This is a genomic window from Cysteiniphilum sp. JM-1 (assembly GCF_008711525.1).
In the GTDB taxonomy this organism is placed as follows: Bacteria; Pseudomonadota; Gammaproteobacteria; order Francisellales; family Francisellaceae; genus Caedibacter.
On record NZ_VXKS01000002.1, the window covers coordinates 1 to 18214 of the forward strand.

Genomic DNA, 18214 nt, shown 5'->3' on the forward strand with positions numbered 1-18214 from the left:
TTAAGTGTTGAATATTAATCATTGCCATATCTAATCACATAAAAACGTCATAAAACTACAGGATTTATCACTATTGCACAACATTTTATTTAACTCCCTGAAACACAAATAGAGCCTTATTTTTTATCCTTGGTTTAGACCAATGCCACAATAATTTATGATGAATAAACATCAAACTTAGCTTACACTATAAGCATGAATGCGACTCTTACCATCCAAAAAGAAGCTAATATTATCAGGGTGTGTTAAGTCATTAACCGCACTAATTGTATCTCCCGTATAGTAATAACGATAATGATCTTGAGAAATGCCGTTGGTATCTAATCCTGTGCGATCTGATCTTAAACCATTGGCATAATAACTATATTCAAGATGCGCTGCTTGATTTAGCACACCAATGAGCTGACTTATGCCATTAAATTGATAGCTTGTGCCTTTGCCATCATCAACCTCGTCACCATTGGCATTATACTTGGGCGTGTATGTACTACCGTCCTCAGTATAAGAAACTAGCTGATCAAGATTGTTATATTGATACGTCGTTATTTTGCCATCTTTGGTTTTGCGAAGAATGTTACCATTACCATCATAAACGAAGTTTGTGCTTGTTATTGGTTGCTTTTGCAAACTATCCGTTTCTTCTTTAATTAACTGATTAAAATCATCATAAGTATAGTGTTTGACATAGTTAACATTGGGATCATTTGGCGCCTTATCCGAAGTCGCGGTGACGTCAGTTAACATGCCCTTTGCATCAAACGTATTAACGATATCAAGAAGTGTCGTGCCTAAGCTATCAATTTGTTTTAACTCATGCTCTTGACCAAATGCATCTGCTGTAAATTGCTGTGTATAAATCCCCTGATAGTCCTTAGCAATAAGTGCGCCATATTGATTATTCTCGTTTGGCTTATCTTGTGTACTATATAAATAAGTCACTTTGTCTTGATTGTTACTCACCGTATTGAGTTTGCCATCTTTAAGATAGGTCATTGCTGTTTGTTGAGCATTGACATCAGTGCTTGATAGCAATTGCCCATATTTATTATATGTTGCCGTTGCCACTTTGCCATCGGGATAGCTAATCGCCGTTTGTAATCCTGAAAGTGTATAGCTTATCTTAATGCCTTGACCATCTAGACTTTCAAAGACCTTATTGCCATCAGCATCATAGCTGTAATTATAGCTATGTTTACCACTGTTATCGGTATATGTTTTAGTGATCAGGTTATCATTTTTATCATAAGTAAAGTGCACGACCGTGCCATCAAGGCGTGTCTCAGTGATTTTATTACCATCCTGATCATAGCCGTAGGTAATCGATTGACCTGCTTGATTGGTTTCAGCTAATTGCTCTCCTGCCGCATCATAACTAAAATGATCGCGATGCGTAACATCATGATGCCCCCCCGTACTATCACTAAAATCAAGTGTTTTTGCTTTATCAAGTACATTGTCTAATAGATCATACTCTGCTGTTATTGTTTCTTTGGATTGCCCACTTTGCAAGATCTGACTTTGGGTTTTGCCATCAGGCGTATAGCTACTGGTTAGTGTATTAAGAACGGTCACCGCTCCGGTATCATCTACTTTATTATGTGTTGTTTGCAGCACTTGATTATTACCATCTAAAGTCGATATTTCTTCCAGATGATAATGTGGTTGCAGTGGATTATGACTATTTGGATAGCTCATTGTCTTTAGTGGTTTTTTATCTGGGTTATAAATAACCGTGTTAGTTTTGATGCCATTGACAAAGCTTGTTTGACTTAAGTGCGCAAGATCATATTGCATCGTCGTTACATTGCCATCGCTATCGGTTTGAGCCGTTGGTAAGGAGAGTGCATTATAGCTATAGCTTGTTACATTACCCAAGGCATCTTTTTTCTGCACTAGTTCACCGTAGGCGTTATAGCGATCACTTTCTTGCAGTACCATGTCATTGACATTATTGGGATCGGTGTTGCTATACGTTGCTATTTTGTGGTTTGATGCATCATATTGTGTTGTAGTTTTAGCACCCAAGGGTGAAATTTCTGTTACGGCATTTTGCTTATCTTTTTGGTAATCCTCATATTGATACGTAATGCTTTGACCTGCTGGCAACATCTTTTTCAAGACTCGTCCATCTAAATCATAGCTTGACGTTATGGTATTACCCAGTGCTGAGCGCTTACTCAATAAATCACCTGTTATGCTATCAATCGTTTGCGTGGTGACACTACCTAAGGCATCAGTGTGTGTTAGTGTTTCCAAACGTTTACTTAGATCATAGCTAAAGTTATCTTTAACCGTACTTGATGGCACCCCTGCGTGGCCTGATTGGCTCCACTTCACCGTGCTTTGTATTACAACGCCATGGCTGTCATAGCTATAATTGGTACTTTTCCAGGCGTTAGTAGCATTAATACCCCCATCATACAGTGTACTTTGAAGCACATTTTTATGATCGTTTGATAATGTGTTTTGCACAGATTTTGTATCGAATGTATTGGTTAACGGATTCCATGCCATATTAATGTTGGTCAAAAGTTGATTAAAGCTTTGATCATAGGTATTTATTGACTTAGTTGATTCAACCAGCTTTTGTGTCAGGGGATTATATTTGTACGTATCGGTTGTTAATGTATTGCCATAAGCATCGTACGTGTAGTCACTCTTGCCTAGCGTTGTATATGCTTTAGTGGCTTCATCATAAATAGCACTATTCTCTGCTATCGGTTTATTATAATTAACCGTTTGCGCATGCTTATCCGGAATAAGCTGATAGGTACTTGTTGTTTTATACGTTGGCGTATTTTCACTATCTCCAGGTAAATAAACATCTTGCTCAACTGGCTCACTCATCGCATTATAAATCGTCTGTGTTTTACGAATATCCATGGCATTGCTCGCTGTTGCGCTATGCTCGGTAACCGTTACCGTATAACGATAATCTGGGTTATTACTTTCCATTAAACTGTCTTTATCATCTGATAGCGGATAATTTGGATAGCCTGTGAAATTGTTCTGACTAAAACCATAGTCTGCCTCTGCCAAGACCTGATCAGCATTAGCATGATCAATATGATTAATTGTTGCCACCGCATTTAAAGCACCTATCTTATTATCAGGTGTTTTAAAGTGTAGATCTTGATAAGTGATGTCTGTTTCTAATCCATTAGGATAAAGAATCTGATTAACGACTGGGACGCCATTACGTGTCTGATAATTTAACTGAGTTATAAAGCCTAACGAATCGATATATGATAATATGCCATTTTGATTGTAGGCTAAGCTCTGCGTATGCGATCTATTTTGACTATCGATATAACTAATACTTAGTTCATTAGCACTATAGCCAAAGTTAAATACTTGCCCCAAGCTATCGGTAATTGATTTTAGATAGTTATGCTGAACACCCATCTCTGGATCGTTATAATCATATCGAATATGATTACCAAAACGATCCCCCTTGGCAATCAGCTTGCCCGTTGCATCAAAGTAATCCGCTGAACCATCTGGCATACTCAAACAATAACGATAAGCTCTTGAATCAGCGAAACTTGTAGGTAATGGCGTATCGGTCAACATATCTTTAAACAACACACCATGTTGATTTAAATATTTAAGCCCTGATTGATAACCTGTGCTATCACTCCAATTAAAATCAATCACATAAGTTCTACCATTAAATGTCACGGATTTACCTGGCACCACATAATCAATGTTAAATTGCCAACCATTAGGAAGTCCTAACATTCCAGAGCTGCCTGCACTGAAGCTTACACTAACGTCTAAAGGAATAAAGCCCTTAACCGATAATAACGGCAGTGAAATACTCAATGCCCCAGTTGCTGGATTGACACTCTCACTTAAGCTTTTAATCGTTTTATTGTCTGCCTGCGAACCTTTATAGTTTGATTTCTCATCATCTTGAGATAATGCATTTCTTGGGCTTTTGAGTGATGCTTTATTATGATGAACAGCAACTGATGCTGATCCGCTTTCGGCACTCACCCCATAACTAACAGCTGACAAAAAAAGGCAGCTCATCAGACTTAACTTAAATTTATAAATCATCTAAAACCTCAATATCAATTATTTGGATTAAATGTAATGGTGGTATTTGAACATACGCCTTTTGCACAGGATGATGCCTTAGGGTAAAGTTTGATATTTGCATCATTTGGTACAATGCTAAACTCTCCATCCTGCGTTGCTAGCCCTAACGCATAAACACCATTCACTGTCTGACCTTGAGCATCTGCTATATTCACATATGGTCTAAGAGTAAAGCTATATCGCTTACCAACGGCATCGTTAACATCTATTACCAATTGAGCAGCATTGATCCCTGTATTACTCGAATTACTTAACAAATCATGGCATGCTGTTGAGCTTGTTTTGAGATAAAGAGGTTCTGTTACACACTTCACTCCCTCGTCACCTTGATGAAATAGCACTGATCCCAGGTTAGTGCCTGATGAATTTGGCAATGTAATTGTTGTGCGATCTGCAATTTGTGGATGTAGCCACTTACTTAAGTCATCACGATCAACAAAGCCATTAGCGCTATCAATCTTAAATGTATACGCCGTATCAGCACTAGCTGGCGTTACAAGCTGCACACACAGATTAACCTTTGCTTCTAAAGTGCTTGGAAATAAATAAGAATATCCAAAATTATCCGCATCATCACTATATGCTTTTCCATTTGGGTCTGGTATAGCACACGCAATTTGAGGTGTTGCAAGAGGCTGACCTTGCGCACTATTATCAGAACCAGTTTCCATAAACGCATTTGACTTATTTGGATCGTTAACTACTTCATTACTACTGACAAAGTATGATTCTTCATGACCCGCATCATGCCCCGTAATCTCAATTGCCCCACAGTCATGTCCATCTTGATTACACCCCTGTTTATCCATCACCAAATAATTATCTCCACCATCTCGACCGAGCACTTGTTGTGTGATGAGCTCGCCACTACTAGGGACATCTATCGTCTCATATCTATCATGATTATCACTATCTGGACCATGTTCCCAGCTCATACTATCAAGAACATAACCTGTATTGTTAATTAATACAAAATTTGCCTGAGAACCATAGCCACCAATACATGCCAATACACTGAATGATGTTATAAGTGTAATGTGTTTTTTTAAGCGCATGCCTATTCTCCTATTTATATTCGCTTAATACATAATGATCAATATTCACTTATCCAATGACGCAAAACCCCCTAGCGCATATCCTTTAATTCATACCAAAGTGGCTTAAACAATAGAGATAACCATAAATCAACCAACATTTACTCAAAAGCAGCCAAATGGCAGGATATGATCAAACCTATTTACACCTACAGATTTAGCACTTGCCGTTGTCACTATTTCTTTTTGAGTAACTAACTGACAATATGCATTTAGATACGCTGTACTACCTATCAGCAATGCTAAAACTGATGCTGATAATAATTTTTTCCTCATCTTAATATATTCCTTATTTTTCATTGTTATATCCACATAATCAACAGATGTTAATACAAAAAAGCATTAGTCACGCTGAAATTTAAATGTATAAATTTTCAATTAATTTGTAAATTAATTAATATTTAAGGCTTTTTAACTATAAATTAATTTACAAAGCATCTATCTCTGAGGATACTGCCAAAAGTCATCAACAGCTTATGTTTAAATTTATTTCATGCGTAAAAAAAGTATTATTATTGAGCCAATAACTCAAGCTAGATCATGCGTTATATGGTTGCATGGTCTTGGTGCAAGACGTGATTTTTCAAAGTTAGTCCCTGAGTTTGACTTACCTATTAATCATAGTATTCGCTTTATTTTCCCATTTGCAGAAATAAACTCGCTAACGATTAATAAATCTGAGTCCATACACTCTTGGTATGATATTAAATCTGTTTGCAACACTACCATGATCAGAGAAATTGATATTACATCAGCCTTGTATTCATGTGCTTACATTCATAGCATTATTGATCAACAAATAAAACTTGGCATTTTACCTCATAACATCATACTCATAGGCTTCTCTCAAGGCGCACTTATTGCAGGACTGTCGTCATTAACCACAAAACATGCACTTGCTGCAAGTATGATAATATCGGGTTATTTACCTGAGTGGTCACTCTTTGCGAGAAATATTCAAATACCTCACAAGCATACTAACTACATCTGTATGCATGGCATGCAAGATACAATTATTCCGATAAAGCTTGGCACCATAGCTAAAGATATGCTGATCCAGCATGGTTATAATGTCACATGGCACACCTATGAAACTGGTCATGAGTTATGCTTTGACGCAATTCAAAAGATTCGTTCTATTTTGGCAGAAAAATTAATAGATATAAGCACACTACAGATCAATAGCCACTGAATGCCCCTTTATTTTTAAGCGTTTTCATAAAACCAACTATCCATGATCAGATGTTATTACAAACTAAAAAATAATAAATGTCCGCAAATGAAAGGTTAAATTTAACACAACCAACCCCAACCATAGGAATATAATAATGAAAAAAATGAAGAATACGTTAATCATCGCAATGATTGTCTCGAGCCTATCTAGTTCTGTAGCTATTGCTGCAGACCCATGGGATGATTGTCAACACTGGACTGGATTCACTAAATACTGTGAAGATGGTGATTATGTCGCTGGAAGCTTTACGTGTGATCTTCATGGGGCAGGTACTAGCACAGCGTGGCATGACAATATCCCTGTTGTCTGTAGGATGGATGTGACCGATTATAACTGTAATAATGGCAAAGGGATGTGGATTGATCAAGGAGACAATAAATATGTCTGCGATTATCCTAAATATAAGTTTTATATTTACAATGATACTGCCTATACAGTTTCTATGTATGGTTTTTCTGGTGATTATAGCGGACCTTACAAGCCTGGATATGACTTTGTTCATGTAAATACTGCAAGCGGGGAAAAATTCCAGACAGATCCAGGCATGCCAGGGGATTCGCAGACTGCGAAAGAGAAAGATGGAGTAGTAGGTAAATTCAGATTATATAGTAGTATTTATTCCATTGACCCCGACTATCCTATCAGTGGTTCTGATATGATTGCAGATAACCCTGATAATCTTCAGCACGTCACATTACGATCTACAAAGAATGACTATCATGATAAACAGTTTAAAAATTTGGCATGCATTATCGAAACAAACAAAAATAGCTGGAGCGATCAAAAATATCAAATAGGCTCATTATATTTATATCCAAATATACTAGAAGCAAAAGTAAATTTTTGTGTAAGCTTGGCAACTCGCGCATCTGAAGCTGTACAATATCAATTTAAATTAAATGATTTTAATAGTATTGAGACTGCAGATACTAAGCTATATCCTAGCATTGATGATCAAACCGAAATTACGCCTATCTCTCCCAGCACGAGCCTTGGGATAGTAAACTTCTCTAAAGATCAAGGTGGCACACAGTGTATCAGCACCCCACTATACTTTAAAACACAACATAATGATTGCCAAAATCTGATTACTAACTCTCAGTCTTCTGCAATTAATAGTGCATCTATGAATATTAGCGTTACTGATCCATCAGGTCATACTCACTATATGACACTAAGACCTGCAGCTAAAATTCAAACAAATGATAGTGATGTAGTGGGACTTTACACCTTAACACTGACAAGTGATGAGAACAATATTAGCTTAACGCCATCAGATGCTGGGGATAAAAATAGCTCACGCTGTGATAACGGAGTATGTAAGACCGAAGTAGTGACTTATAATCCACAAAGTTAATATATAATTACCCCACCTATACCCATCACAAACTAATCAATACATCAAAAACTTCTTCAACATTAAACACCGCGAAATTATTTACGAGCATTATATTGTCGTTACTTCTGGCAACAGGTCATAATTAAGCAACTCCTTTATCGCATTATTATTTCTTGTTCCCTGCAAAGTGTATGCATATATAGACTGCGGTTCATTATATTTCTGTAGTATTTGCAAAGTATCGTTGCATGAAGAAACACAAAAAGAAGGTATGACACCATATCCCATACCATGATCAATAAATTTTTTAATTGTGGTTACTTTATCTAAATACTCAATATCGGGCGCTGAAATAAACGCCTCTAGATATTTGATAAAGTAGCTTGTCGTTGCATAAAAATACTGAGGCATAAATACTCTCGTTGAGGTTAGTGATGACAAATCTTGAATAGCATTTACCCTTGGAAAATGGACTTTACTGCTACATAGCAACATCTTGTAACTACCTAATGTCGTTACACTATAATCATCCTGCGATATAAATGGATAAAGTGTGAAAATGACATCGTACTGCTTTTCTTTAATGGCTTTTTGCATTTCATCAAGGCTACCTATCAATGTCATGCTCACCTCCATCTCTAAATCTTTTGATTTAAAAGCACTGATCATACCCAAAAAAATCTCTGCAAGATTTTCAGGAATCGCCACTTTGATTACTTCTTTTTTTTTTGCTGAAGTTCATAAATATAACCTGCCACATTTTGCCTTTGCTCTAATAAGCTAATGATCTGAGCGTGCAAACTTTCGCCTTCAGCAGTCAAGCACATATATTTCCCCTCTTTTTGATAGAGGGCTGTGTTACACAGCTTTTGCAGATTATCCAAATGCTTCCACGCGCCTGGCACGCTGATATAGCACTTATTCGCGGCTTCGGTAATGCTCAAGGTTTTTGCGAATGTATCAAAAACTTCCATTTGTTTTAATGTGAACATTGATTTAATTACTCCTATCAAATGTCATCTACCCATTTCACATAAGTATCAATAACTTCTACGATATTAAAAATCGCAAAATGATTCATAAGCGATATACGCCTATCTATTTGTTAAAAAACAAAGGCATGGAACTGTAACTTAAGATAAATATGACAAGTAGCAGCCAAATGGCAGGGGGTGATCAAAATTTACATCTTTTCTTATTTTTTTATTTCTTTTAAGTCTCGCTTAAGTTAAAACGTATAAATTACGGCAAGTTTTTTAGTTAATTCATTTCATGGAGCAAGATCACAAATGCAGGATTCAGCATTCTTAGAGAACTACTTTATCCCTTTTTTAAATAACTATAACGATCTGGGGGTCAACTTTATTGTGCATGACCTTGAAGGGAAAATAAGATTTTTAAATGAGCAAACTGCCAAAATCATCGCAAATACTGAAGCCAAGCAGCTGATTGGCACCACACTTTTTGATCTTAAGATTATCAGTGAATCCGAATATGAAACACTAAAGAAAATACGCAATGAAGTCATCACCAAGCGTCAGATCATTCGTTGTATAAACTTTTCAACCAATTGTTTAATTGAGCAAGGCTTATCACATCATATTTATCAATGTAGCGTATTGCCGATTATTGATTTAAACAATGAAGTTATCGGCACACTGACTACCGGTCGCCTGCTGGATAATTTAAACCCTTACTACCATTATATTAAGGGCTTAAATATCGATCTCAGCACTGAAACCTCCAAAACTTTAAATTTACTTTCTCCCAGAGAGCTTGAGATTGTCTATTTATTGGCTCACGGCATGAGCCAACGTGATGTGGCTAGCTTCTTAGGAATCTCCAGAGGTAATGTTTCACGAGTGCTTACTGAAAACATTTCAAAAAAATGGGATGTTGAGCCAACAACTGATGCCATTATTGAAAAAGCATTACATTGTGGCATCAGTACTCATGTCCCCAAAAGCTTAGCTAAACATCAAATCATCATCCTACCTTAACTGCTCTGATTACCCTGATTACTCAGCTTTCTACGACTTCTAAGCTTATTGCGTTTGCAAAGCAGCGAAATGATGATTAGACTTACGAGAAATAATCATCACAAGGATCGACTTATGGCATACAAAGAATATAAATTATTAGATACAGCAACGCACACTAAAGATCAAAGCATCCCTTATTATCATCCAGAAACCTTGGATGTCATCTCTCTTGAAACACCTGCTTTACACGTTTTCACTGACTTTCATACCGTCAAACCTTATGTTATTCATGTAAAGACTTTGGCAGATGATGCATTACAAATGATGCAAAAAGTAGAAGTACATGCATTATTGGTAATCAATAACGATGATGAGGTCGTCGGTTTAATAAACACCCGCAGATTGCAAGGGGTATACCGTACACAAGTTGCACAAAGCGAAGATATTCACCATAAAGAAGTGACTGTTGGCATGTTGATGGCAAAAATTGGCAGTTTACCAATGCTTGACTATGCGGTATTAAAAGACACCTTAGTTGGTCATATTGCCCGTTTAATGCATGATCAACACATTGATCATTTACTTATTCAAGAGCAAGATAAATCTGGTAAAGACGTTATTCGTGGCATTATTTCAGCCAGTTTTATTGCCAAGCGTCTTGGTGCACAAATCGGGCATGACCTTGCATCACGCAACCTTGCTGAACTTAACAAAATTATTTAACTTGACGATCACCACACACTATGCCAATTATTTCTCTTCGCAATGCCGAGCTTGCCTTTGGACACCATAAACTGCTAGATAATGTTTCCTTAGATATTGATGCTAATAAACGTATCTGTTTAATCGGTCGCAATGGCGCGGGCAAATCCTCTCTTTTTAAAGTCCTACAAGGGCAAATACTCCCAGATCACGGTGAACGCATCGTCCATGACAATGCCAAAATCGCATGGCTTGAGCAGGAGGTGCCACAAAATACCAAAGGCTCGGTATTTAATATTGTGCTTTCTGGTTTTGGTGAGACTGGTCAATTAATTATTGACTATCAAAATTTATTAACAGCTGATTTAACACAAGCCGACAACCTAGATCATTTAAATAACTTACAGCAGCAAATCGATAATGCCCATGCATGGGATTTGCAAATGGAGGCAGAGAAGGTGCTTTCTGCCCTATCGCTTGATGGCAATGCATTATTTGATGATCTATCTGGTGGCTTAAAACGTCGTGTATTACTTGCCAAAGCATTGGTCACCTCACCTGATCTTCTTCTACTAGATGAGCCGACAAACCATTTAGATATCGAGTCAATCGAATTTTTAGAGCGCTTCTTGCCACAGTTTAAAGGTAGTATTTTATTTATCACGCATGATCGCCAATTTTTGCAAAATATTGCGACTGATATTATCGAGCTTGATCGTGGTAATGTCTTAAGCTTTCCTGGTAATTACGATAAATTCCTGACACAAAAGGAAGCTTATCTACATGCCGAGGAAGTACAAAATGCTAACTTTGATAAAAAGCTGCAACAAGAAGAAGCGTGGATTCGCCAAGGTGTTAAAGCACGTCGCACTCGTAATGAAGGGCGTGTACGTGCATTAAAAGCATTGCGTGAAGAGCGTAAAGCCCGACGTGACAAACAAGGCAATGTTAGCTTAAGTGCATCTCAAGCAAATAAATCCGGTAAAATGGTGATTAAAGCTTCAGATATTAGCTTTAATTATGATAATACGCCGATCTTTAATACCTTCTCATGTGAGATACAACGTGGTGATAAGATTGCGATCTTAGGCAAAAATGGTTGTGGCAAGAGTACGCTACTGCAAGTATTACTGCAGAAATTAACACCGCAATCAGGCATGGTGACTCATGGAGAGAACTTACAAATTGCCTACTTTGATCAGCTACGTGATCAAATTGATCCTAAACTTTCACTTGTTGATAACGTCACCGAAGGTTCCGATTACTTGGATATTAATGGTCAAAAAGTGCATGTTATTGGTTATCTTCAGAACTTTCTATTTAATCCAAAACGCATGCAAAGCCCAGCTTCTTCACTCTCAGGTGGCGAGCGTAATCGCTTATTATTAGCCAAGCTTTTTGCCAAACCAAGTAATGTGTTAATCCTTGATGAACCAACTAATGATCTTGATGTTGAAACACTTGAAGTCCTTGAGGAGCTTATTTTAAACTATCAAGGCACTGTGCTGATTGTGAGTCATGATCGCAGCTTTATCGATAATGTTGCCACAAGCACGATTGTCTTTGAGGGTAGTGGTCAATTACAAGAGTATGTTGGTGGTTATGACGATTGGCTGCGCCAAAAAAGCTCGAGCGCCAAACCTGCAGACCAAGCACCTCAATCATTACAAAAATCATCTTCTACCAAAGTAAATACAGCAAATAATAATGTCGCTAAAAAACAAAAATTAAGCTTTGCACAGAAAAAACAGCTTGCTGATTTACCTAACGAGATTGAACAATTAGAAGCCGAAATTGAAAACTTGCAACAAGAAATGGCAACACCTGAGTTTTATCAGCAAAGCAAAGAGGCGGTTCAAGAAACCTTACAAGCACTTGAACAAAAGCAAGCATTGTTAAATGATAAATATCAGCTATGGGAAAATCTCTCCGAGCTTGAGGCGCAATATGAGCAATCCTAATGAGTCTAATGAAGCTAATGAATTACTCAAAGCCAAAATCTTAAGCGAAACAGCACGTATTGCGTGGATTGAGCTTCAGCGTTTTTTTGCACAAGGCAAAGTCATCAAAGTCAGTGACGCACTTGATTTAATCGATGTCGCCTATGCATTAGCACAAAACGATCAAGCACAAATCACGGATTACATGAGCCAAAATCATATTGAATATGTTAATGATGCCGATGCTAAACATTGGTTTAAGAACAATACAACGCTTTGGGCTTCAGTCGTCAAACCTTGGGTTTTGGTGCAAGAGAAAGATGATAATCAATAATAGCAACACTCAACATATCAATCTTAGATCCTATATTTTATGCCTTGTCGGCTATATGACCTTAACACTTTCACTATCTTTGGTGCCTCATATCGCGATAGCACTTAAGCTTAGTACTACCGAAGTTTTACAAGCATTAAGCTTCCTATTTTTATCTTATAGCCTTTCTGCCATCTTACTGGCAAGCGCTTCAGATGTATTAGGCTCTTCAAAAGTATTAACCATTGCTCAATGTATTTCTATGCTTGGGTTGTTACTCATAACCATTGCTCAAAATGAGCTAATGCTTTATCTGGGCTTTTTACTTACAGGTATCGGCACAGGCCCTTATGCTTCCATTGCTCGTGCCTTTATCTCACGCTATGCCAGCAACAATATCGAACTAAAAAAAGCCTATGCATTATTATCGATATCACTGGTTATCGCCCCTTTATTAAGTGCCTTTGTTGCCCAAATCGCGCTTATTGAAAGTTGGCGCTTAGCCTATCTTATGATGTTTATGATTGAGCTTAGTGTATTTTGGTTAATGCGCTCAATGTTACAACGCGATAAAACCACGCAACAACTGATTAGTTGGCAAAAAATACTGCATAATTTTGTTTATATTTTCCGCGTTAAAACCTACTTACTCAACTTACCAGTTTTATCCTTATGCTTTGCTTTTTATATTCAAGTGATCATGACCAATATCAAGCCGCTCTTAACCACAGATCTTGGCATTAGCATTATTAGCTATAACATTATTTTAGTATTGATTACTAGCTGCTATATCGTAGGCATTTTGTGTTTTCGCCGTTTAGCACATCTTAGTCATCGTGCTCAGTATCGCATTAGTGCTTTATGCTTTTTCGCAGTGATGACAGTGCTATTTGGTCTTTTACCTTTTACATTATTAAATACCCTCATATGCATTACGCTACTATGCTTTTGTGCTGGATTTTTCGTCCCACTATCAACGGGCTCTGCCATGCAGCATATTCAAAAAGCACATGGTTCAGCTGCGGCAACGATTTCATTTGCCGTCACCTTTACCATTTCCATCTGGACTTATGTGCAAGCACATAGCCATTTTTCCACTTACCACTTTATGTTATTTGCTTTATGGGTAACTCTTATTGCTTCAAGCTTATTATCAATAATTATTCTCAATGTGAAAAACAGTACAATGCCGACAGCCTAATCGACAATGCTCAAAGGCTTGTGCTAAGATACACGCAACTTTTTTAAAGAAAATTTCTAATCAAGATATGACAGATAAAGAAAAAGAGATTGAACGTCAAAGCAATATGACGCATAAAGAATTGTTCAAACTAAATGGTGCTAAAGCTGCGATACGCTCAGTGATCTTTATTTTGATTTTTGCCGTATTTTTGTACGCAGTCACCGGTGATATGTTATCCCCCGAGCTTGCTGTGATTTTCTTTTTAATCGATGCCAGTTTAAACACATTTCGTTACAAATGGTTTAAATCACTGAGAAAATAAGAAAACAATTACGCCTTATAGCGCTCGATACTTGCTTGAATGTCTGCTTTAGCTGCTTTAGCCCCTGCAAAGCCATCGACTTTAACCCACTTATTTGGCTCAAGATCTTTATAGTGTTCAAAGAAGTGCTTGATTTGATCTAACAATAATTTTGGTAAATCATCGATTTCTTTCACATCATCATACATCTTGGTGAGTTTGCTTGTAGGTACTGCAATGATCTTCGCATCAATGCCTGATTCATCTGTCATCTTAAGTACACCGACTGGACGACAATTGATAATAACACCTGGGCGCAATGCCACAGGTGCCACAACCAATACATCCACTGGATCACCATCTTCTGATAATGTGTTTGGCACAAAACCATAGTTACATGGATACTGCATTGTTGTTGACATAAATCGATCAACGATCAGCATATTGGCATCCTTGTCAAACTCATATTTGACAGGCTCATTGTGCGCTGGAATTTCGATCACGACATTGACATCATTTGGCGCATCTTTGCCGACTTTAATATTAGAAAGCATATTTACCCTTAATCATTTGTTTTTCTGGTTAAATGAACTGGGTTATTCTCTTTCATTTGTTATAATTATTCAACCCATTTAACCGACAAATCAAAGCAAACTGAATATGACATATCTTATTTTATTATTGATATTCTCTGGCTGTTTAACAGGTATTCTTGCAGGTCTTTTAGGTATTGGCGGTGGGCTTATTATCGTTCCTGTGCTCGCCTTTGTATTCCATCAACTGCCTGAAACCACAAGTGCTTACATGCAGTTTGCTGCTGGTACTTCACTCGGGATTATGATTTTTACCGCCCTTTCTTCAGTGCCCCATAAACTGCGTGCACGTGAGGTCAGCTTTGATATTGTCATCAAAATGTTGCCATGGATTGTCAGCATGAATATTGTTGGCGCGGTTATTGCCCACTTTCTTAGCTCACGACTTTTGGGACTGTTATTTGCCTTATTAATGCTTTTTATGTTTTTACGCATGCTCTTTCAATCAAGTCATGCCATTGATAAACCAAAGCGCAGTGGTAAAAGAAAAAGCGCCCTTTGGGGAAGTGTTGTTGGTATTAAATCTGGATTTTTTGGTATTGGTGGTGGCATTATCACCATTCCCTATATCAATTCATTAGGTTACTCGATTCGTATTGCTATTGGCACATCGAGTCTTTTTACACTTATCATTGCAATAACAGGCAGCATTACCTTTATCGTAACAGGCTTAATGGATCATATTGAACTTAGTTGGAGTCTAGGTTACTTATATCTACCGGCAATCCTTTGCGTTGTACCCAGTAGTATGATCTTCTCAAAAATAGGTGCTAAACTCTCAAGCAAAACGCCACCTAAAATGCTTAAAGTAATTTTCCTTGTTTTACTTTTGGTTGTTTCAATCAAGATGTTGTTTTTGGCGATTTAGCGCTGCATGTATCAATTTTGTTACACAGCGTTACCCCGCTGAAACTGTCTATTTATAAATCTTTGTCTATACTGCATTTGTCCCCACGATAAACTCTCAACAAGGAGAACACTATGCAAAATTTAGATAACAATACTAAAAAAGCAAAGACCCCAGCTTGGAAAAGAGCATTAACAGCTTATGTTTCATTTTGTGACTTACAAGCACGTGTACGTGATCAGTACTAATTAATGACAAAAAAGTACACTTTTTTTACCTCGCCCCTTGCGGGATTGCTTGTACTGCACGAGCAAGGGTAATTGAAACTATTCTTCGTTTACTTCTTATCTTAATCAAGAATATTGAAGCTTAAGACATCTCGCCACTGGTGCGAAACTCTTGCGATACACATCCAATACGCCATACTTTTCTAGTAACTCCAAATGCAATTTGGTTGGATAGCCTTTATGTTTAGCAAATTGATAGACTGGATACTCATGATCTAATTCAATCATTTGACTATCTCGATAGACTTTAGCAAGAATCGATGCCGCACTGATCTCTTGTACTTTACTATCACCTTTGATAATCGCTTCTGCCTCAAAATCCCACAACGGCAAACGATTACCATCAACAAGCACTTTATCAAAGGCAATTTCAAGCTTAGCGACTGCGCGATGCATCGCTAATAGACTTGCTTGTAAAATATTATACTGATCAATCTCTTTAGCACTACACTCAGCAATGGCATAAGCCTTTGCTTTATCGGTGATCTCAGTGAAAAGTGCTTCACGCTTTTTCTCGGTTAATTTTTTTGAATCCATCAATCCCGCTATTGGCTTATCTGGATCTAAAATAACAGCCGCAGCAACCACCGAACCAACCAACGGTCCACGCCCTGCTTCATCAACACCTACGATTATCATTTACCTATCCTTTATCCTCATCGTTAATTTGTCTTATTTGACTTAAAAACCCACGCAGAATATTTATTTCTTGTGATTCAAGTTGCGCCCGTTGAAATAATCGCTTTAATTTATCAACAACATGCCCTGGCTTATCCGGATTTAAAAAGCCAACAACTTGCATTTTGTGTGCCAACTCATCATAAAAACTTTGCACTTCTTTGGCAGAAGCTTTTTCACGGACATGGTTTTGTGTTGGTAAGGCTTCCACCTCATTATGCGATAAATATTGTTTAAATACTTCATAGGCAACGATTTGCACAGCTTGCGCCAAGTTTAATGAAGTATATACTTCATTGCTTGGAATAAATGCATGATAATGACACATCAGAAGTTCCTCATTAAAAAGTCCCGTGCGCTCACGCCCAAAAATAATCGCCACATTAAGACCTTTGCTTACATGTGCCATTGCCTGTTGTGCTGCATCTTCAACACTTAACATCGGTAAATCCATGCGTCGTGTTCTGGCACTGGTACCAATCACCAGATCCACCCCTTCAAGTGCTTCCAGAAGCGTTGGTACAATCTTGGCATTGTTAACAACATCAGTGGCATGCGCCGCTGTTGCCATGGTTTGCTCATCTGGCAACTGCTTTGGATTTACCAAATAAAGCTCTGTCAACTGCATGTTAAGCATGGCACGAGCACTTGAGCCAATATTACCAGGATGCGAGGTCTCAACGAGAATAATCCGAATTTTATTTAACATCTTTGAAATAGAAACTATCACCTTAATACTAAATCGGGTATTATACACAACTAATTTTTTATTCGGGTAAAAGCTAAGGTATTTTTCATGCATCCAATGATGAATGTTGCAGTTAAAGCTGCACGTAAAGCAGGTCGTATGATCTTAAATGCAAGTGAAAACATGCAAAACGTTAAGGTTGAAACAAAGTCTCCTAATAACTATGTCACCAATGTCGATGTTGATGTTGAAAAATCAATTATTGATATTTTGCAACGTGCGTTTCCAGATCAGTATTATATTACCGAGGAATCAGGTGAGTTTGGCAATGAAGATAGTGATCACACATGGATCATTGATCCGATTGATGGCACGAACAACTTTATTCACGGCATCCCACATCACTGTGTCTCGATTGCAATGCAATTTCGTGGCAAAACAGAGCTTGCGGTGATTTATAACCCTTATTTAGATCAATTATTTACGGCAACCAAAGGTTCAGGTGCACAGCTTAATGGTCAGCGAATCCGTGTTGCCAATCGCAAAGATTTCTCAGGCTGCTTGTTTTCAGGCGCTTTGAAATTCAGCAAAAAAGTCTTTGCGCACACTTATCCTGAAGCCGTACTTGATCTACATAAAGAGATTTCCGGTCTTCGCTATTCTGGCTCATTAGCACTTGATATGTGCTATGTTGCTGCCGGCTACTTAGATGCTGTTTGGACATCAAGAGATGCCAAAATCTGGGATACTGCCGGAGCTGCCCTTATGATTAAAGAAGCCGGTGGTATGTTATGTGGATTAGATGGCGGTGTTACCTTCCTTGAAGATGGACGTCTCATCGGTGGCAATCCGCGCATCGTAGCTAAACTGACCAAGTTTTTAACACCTCATTTGGTACCTGCTGAAAAAGCTTAATCTAAATCTAAGCG

General features: G+C 37.8%; 18 protein-coding genes. 10 read left to right on the forward strand and 8 right to left on the reverse strand.

Features of this window, described 5'->3' with window-relative positions; translation table 11 throughout:
* Window positions 1-177: 177 nt before the first annotated feature.
* The 3 genes from F3D68_RS00730 to F3D68_RS00740 form a co-directional block, all read right to left on the reverse strand.
* Window positions 178-4062: an RHS repeat protein gene (locus tag F3D68_RS00730; protein WP_151192627.1), complete on the reverse strand. Its 3885-nt coding sequence runs from the start codon at window positions 4060-4062 to the stop codon at window positions 178-180.
* Between the two features lie 14 nt (window positions 4063-4076).
* Window positions 4077-5159, reverse strand: coding sequence for a hypothetical protein (locus tag F3D68_RS00735; protein WP_151192628.1), 1083 nt, complete (start codon window positions 5157-5159; stop codon window positions 4077-4079).
* Between the two features lie 144 nt (window positions 5160-5303).
* Complete coding sequence (locus tag F3D68_RS00740) at window positions 5304-5498, reverse strand: hypothetical protein (protein ID WP_151192629.1); 195 nt, start codon at window positions 5496-5498, stop codon at window positions 5304-5306.
* A 193-nt stretch (window positions 5499-5691) separates the two neighbouring features.
* On the opposite strand from F3D68_RS00740, the gene F3D68_RS00745 reads away from it, so the two are divergent.
* Both F3D68_RS00745 and F3D68_RS11175 read left to right on the forward strand, forming a co-directional pair.
* Window positions 5692-6390, forward strand: a complete 699-nt coding sequence (locus tag F3D68_RS00745; protein WP_151192630.1) for an alpha/beta hydrolase — start codon at window positions 5692-5694, stop codon at window positions 6388-6390.
* A gap of 136 nt (window positions 6391-6526) precedes the next feature.
* Window positions 6527-7789, forward strand: coding sequence for a hypothetical protein (locus F3D68_RS11175; protein ID WP_191092639.1), 1263 nt, complete (start codon window positions 6527-6529; stop codon window positions 7787-7789).
* 90 nt (window positions 7790-7879) lie between these two features.
* Here the strand turns inward: F3D68_RS11175 and F3D68_RS00755 are convergent, their stop codons facing one another.
* Together F3D68_RS00755 and F3D68_RS00760 are read right to left on the reverse strand one after the other, a co-directional pair.
* Window positions 7880-8479 carry a LysR family transcriptional regulator substrate-binding protein gene (locus F3D68_RS00755; protein WP_191092640.1) on the reverse strand — a complete coding sequence of 200 codons (600 nt, stop codon included), beginning with the start codon at window positions 8477-8479 and terminating at the stop codon, window positions 7880-7882.
* 5 nt (window positions 8480-8484) lie between these two features.
* On the reverse strand, window positions 8485-8763 hold the full coding sequence (locus F3D68_RS00760; protein WP_151192632.1) for a LysR family transcriptional regulator: 279 nt from the start codon (window positions 8761-8763) through the stop codon (window positions 8485-8487).
* Window positions 8764-9060: 297 nt separating this feature from the next.
* On the opposite strand from F3D68_RS00760, the gene F3D68_RS00765 reads away from it, so the two are divergent.
* From F3D68_RS00765 to F3D68_RS00790, 6 genes are all read left to right on the forward strand, one after another.
* Window positions 9061-9771: a PAS domain-containing protein gene (locus F3D68_RS00765; protein WP_151192633.1), complete on the forward strand. Its 711-nt coding sequence runs from the start codon at window positions 9061-9063 to the stop codon at window positions 9769-9771.
* A gap of 114 nt (window positions 9772-9885) precedes the next feature.
* Window positions 9886-10476: a CBS domain-containing protein gene (locus F3D68_RS00770; protein ID WP_191092641.1), complete on the forward strand. Its 591-nt coding sequence runs from the start codon at window positions 9886-9888 to the stop codon at window positions 10474-10476.
* A gap of 20 nt (window positions 10477-10496) precedes the next feature.
* Entirely contained in the window at window positions 10497-12416 is a 1920-nt protein-coding gene (locus F3D68_RS00775; RefSeq protein ID WP_151192635.1) for an ATP-binding cassette domain-containing protein, read from the forward strand.
* The gene (locus F3D68_RS00780; RefSeq protein ID WP_151192636.1) at window positions 12403-12729 is read left to right on the forward strand and encodes a DUF2288 domain-containing protein; all 327 of its coding nucleotides are present in this window, start codon (window positions 12403-12405) and stop codon (window positions 12727-12729) included. Before F3D68_RS00775 ends, F3D68_RS00780 begins: the two co-directional genes overlap by 14 nt.
* The gene (locus tag F3D68_RS00785) at window positions 12716-13909 is read left to right on the forward strand and encodes an MFS transporter (protein ID WP_191092642.1); all 1194 of its coding nucleotides are present in this window, start codon (window positions 12716-12718) and stop codon (window positions 13907-13909) included. The genes F3D68_RS00780 and F3D68_RS00785 overlap by 14 nt, the downstream gene beginning before the upstream one ends.
* 67 nt (window positions 13910-13976) lie before the next feature.
* A complete protein-coding gene (locus F3D68_RS00790) occupies window positions 13977-14213 on the forward strand; it encodes a hypothetical protein (protein WP_117001540.1) in 237 nt (78 codons plus the stop codon).
* Between the two features lie 8 nt (window positions 14214-14221).
* Here F3D68_RS00790 and ppa read toward each other — a convergent pair whose 3' ends face one another.
* Window positions 14222-14746, reverse strand: coding sequence for an inorganic diphosphatase (gene ppa / locus F3D68_RS00795; RefSeq protein ID WP_151192638.1), 525 nt, complete (start codon window positions 14744-14746; stop codon window positions 14222-14224).
* 106 nt (window positions 14747-14852) lie between these two features.
* Between ppa and F3D68_RS00800 the strand changes: the two genes are divergently transcribed.
* Entirely contained in the window at window positions 14853-15653 is an 801-nt protein-coding gene (locus F3D68_RS00800; RefSeq protein WP_151192639.1) for a sulfite exporter TauE/SafE family protein, read from the forward strand.
* A gap of 332 nt (window positions 15654-15985) precedes the next feature.
* Here F3D68_RS00800 and rnhB read toward each other — a convergent pair whose 3' ends face one another.
* Together rnhB and F3D68_RS00810 are read right to left on the reverse strand one after the other, a co-directional pair.
* Window positions 15986-16558, reverse strand: a complete 573-nt coding sequence (gene rnhB / locus F3D68_RS00805; protein ID WP_151192640.1) for a ribonuclease HII — start codon at window positions 16556-16558, stop codon at window positions 15986-15988.
* Window positions 16559-16562: 4 nt separating this feature from the next.
* Complete coding sequence (locus F3D68_RS00810; protein ID WP_191092655.1) at window positions 16563-17315, reverse strand: RNA methyltransferase; 753 nt, start codon at window positions 17313-17315, stop codon at window positions 16563-16565.
* Window positions 17316-17393: 78 nt separating this feature from the next.
* Between F3D68_RS00810 and F3D68_RS00815 the strand changes: the two genes are divergently transcribed.
* Complete coding sequence (locus F3D68_RS00815; RefSeq protein WP_151192642.1) at window positions 17394-18200, forward strand: inositol monophosphatase family protein; 807 nt, start codon at window positions 17394-17396, stop codon at window positions 18198-18200.
* The last annotated feature ends 14 nt before the right edge of the window (window positions 18201-18214 follow it).

Excerpts from the sequence above, each read along its gene's own strand:
- F3D68_RS00780 (WP_151192636.1), top strand. The coding sequence starts at position 12,403 with ATGAGCAATCCTAATGAGTCTAATGAAGCTAATGAATTACTCAAAGCC.
- F3D68_RS00745 (WP_151192630.1), top strand. The coding sequence starts at position 5,692 with ATGCGTAAAAAAAGTATTATTATTGAGCCAATAACTCAAGCTAGATCA.
- F3D68_RS00785 (WP_191092642.1), top strand. The coding sequence starts at position 12,716 with ATGATAATCAATAATAGCAACACTCAACATATCAATCTTAGATCCTAT.
- F3D68_RS00735 (WP_151192628.1), bottom strand. The coding sequence starts at position 5,159 with ATGCGCTTAAAAAAACACATTACACTTATAACATCATTCAGTGTATTG.
- F3D68_RS00765 (WP_151192633.1), top strand. The coding sequence starts at position 9,061 with ATGCAGGATTCAGCATTCTTAGAGAACTACTTTATCCCTTTTTTAAAT.
- ppa (WP_151192638.1), bottom strand. The coding sequence starts at position 14,746 with ATGCTTTCTAATATTAAAGTCGGCAAAGATGCGCCAAATGATGTCAAT.
- F3D68_RS00815 (WP_151192642.1), top strand. The coding sequence starts at position 17,394 with ATGCATCCAATGATGAATGTTGCAGTTAAAGCTGCACGTAAAGCAGGT.
- F3D68_RS11175 (WP_191092639.1), top strand. The coding sequence starts at position 6,527 with ATGAAAAAAATGAAGAATACGTTAATCATCGCAATGATTGTCTCGAGC.
- rnhB (WP_151192640.1), bottom strand. The coding sequence starts at position 16,558 with ATGATAATCGTAGGTGTTGATGAAGCAGGGCGTGGACCGTTGGTTGGT.
- F3D68_RS00770 (WP_191092641.1), top strand. The coding sequence starts at position 9,886 with ATGGCATACAAAGAATATAAATTATTAGATACAGCAACGCACACTAAA.
- F3D68_RS00760 (WP_151192632.1), bottom strand. The coding sequence starts at position 8,763 with ATGTTCACATTAAAACAAATGGAAGTTTTTGATACATTCGCAAAAACC.
- F3D68_RS00800 (WP_151192639.1), top strand. The coding sequence starts at position 14,853 with ATGACATATCTTATTTTATTATTGATATTCTCTGGCTGTTTAACAGGT.
- F3D68_RS00790 (WP_117001540.1), top strand. The coding sequence starts at position 13,977 with ATGACAGATAAAGAAAAAGAGATTGAACGTCAAAGCAATATGACGCAT.
- F3D68_RS00740 (WP_151192629.1), bottom strand. The coding sequence starts at position 5,498 with ATGAAAAATAAGGAATATATTAAGATGAGGAAAAAATTATTATCAGCA.
- F3D68_RS00730 (WP_151192627.1), bottom strand. The coding sequence starts at position 4,062 with ATGATTTATAAATTTAAGTTAAGTCTGATGAGCTGCCTTTTTTTGTCA.
- F3D68_RS00775 (WP_151192635.1), top strand. The coding sequence starts at position 10,497 with ATGCCAATTATTTCTCTTCGCAATGCCGAGCTTGCCTTTGGACACCAT.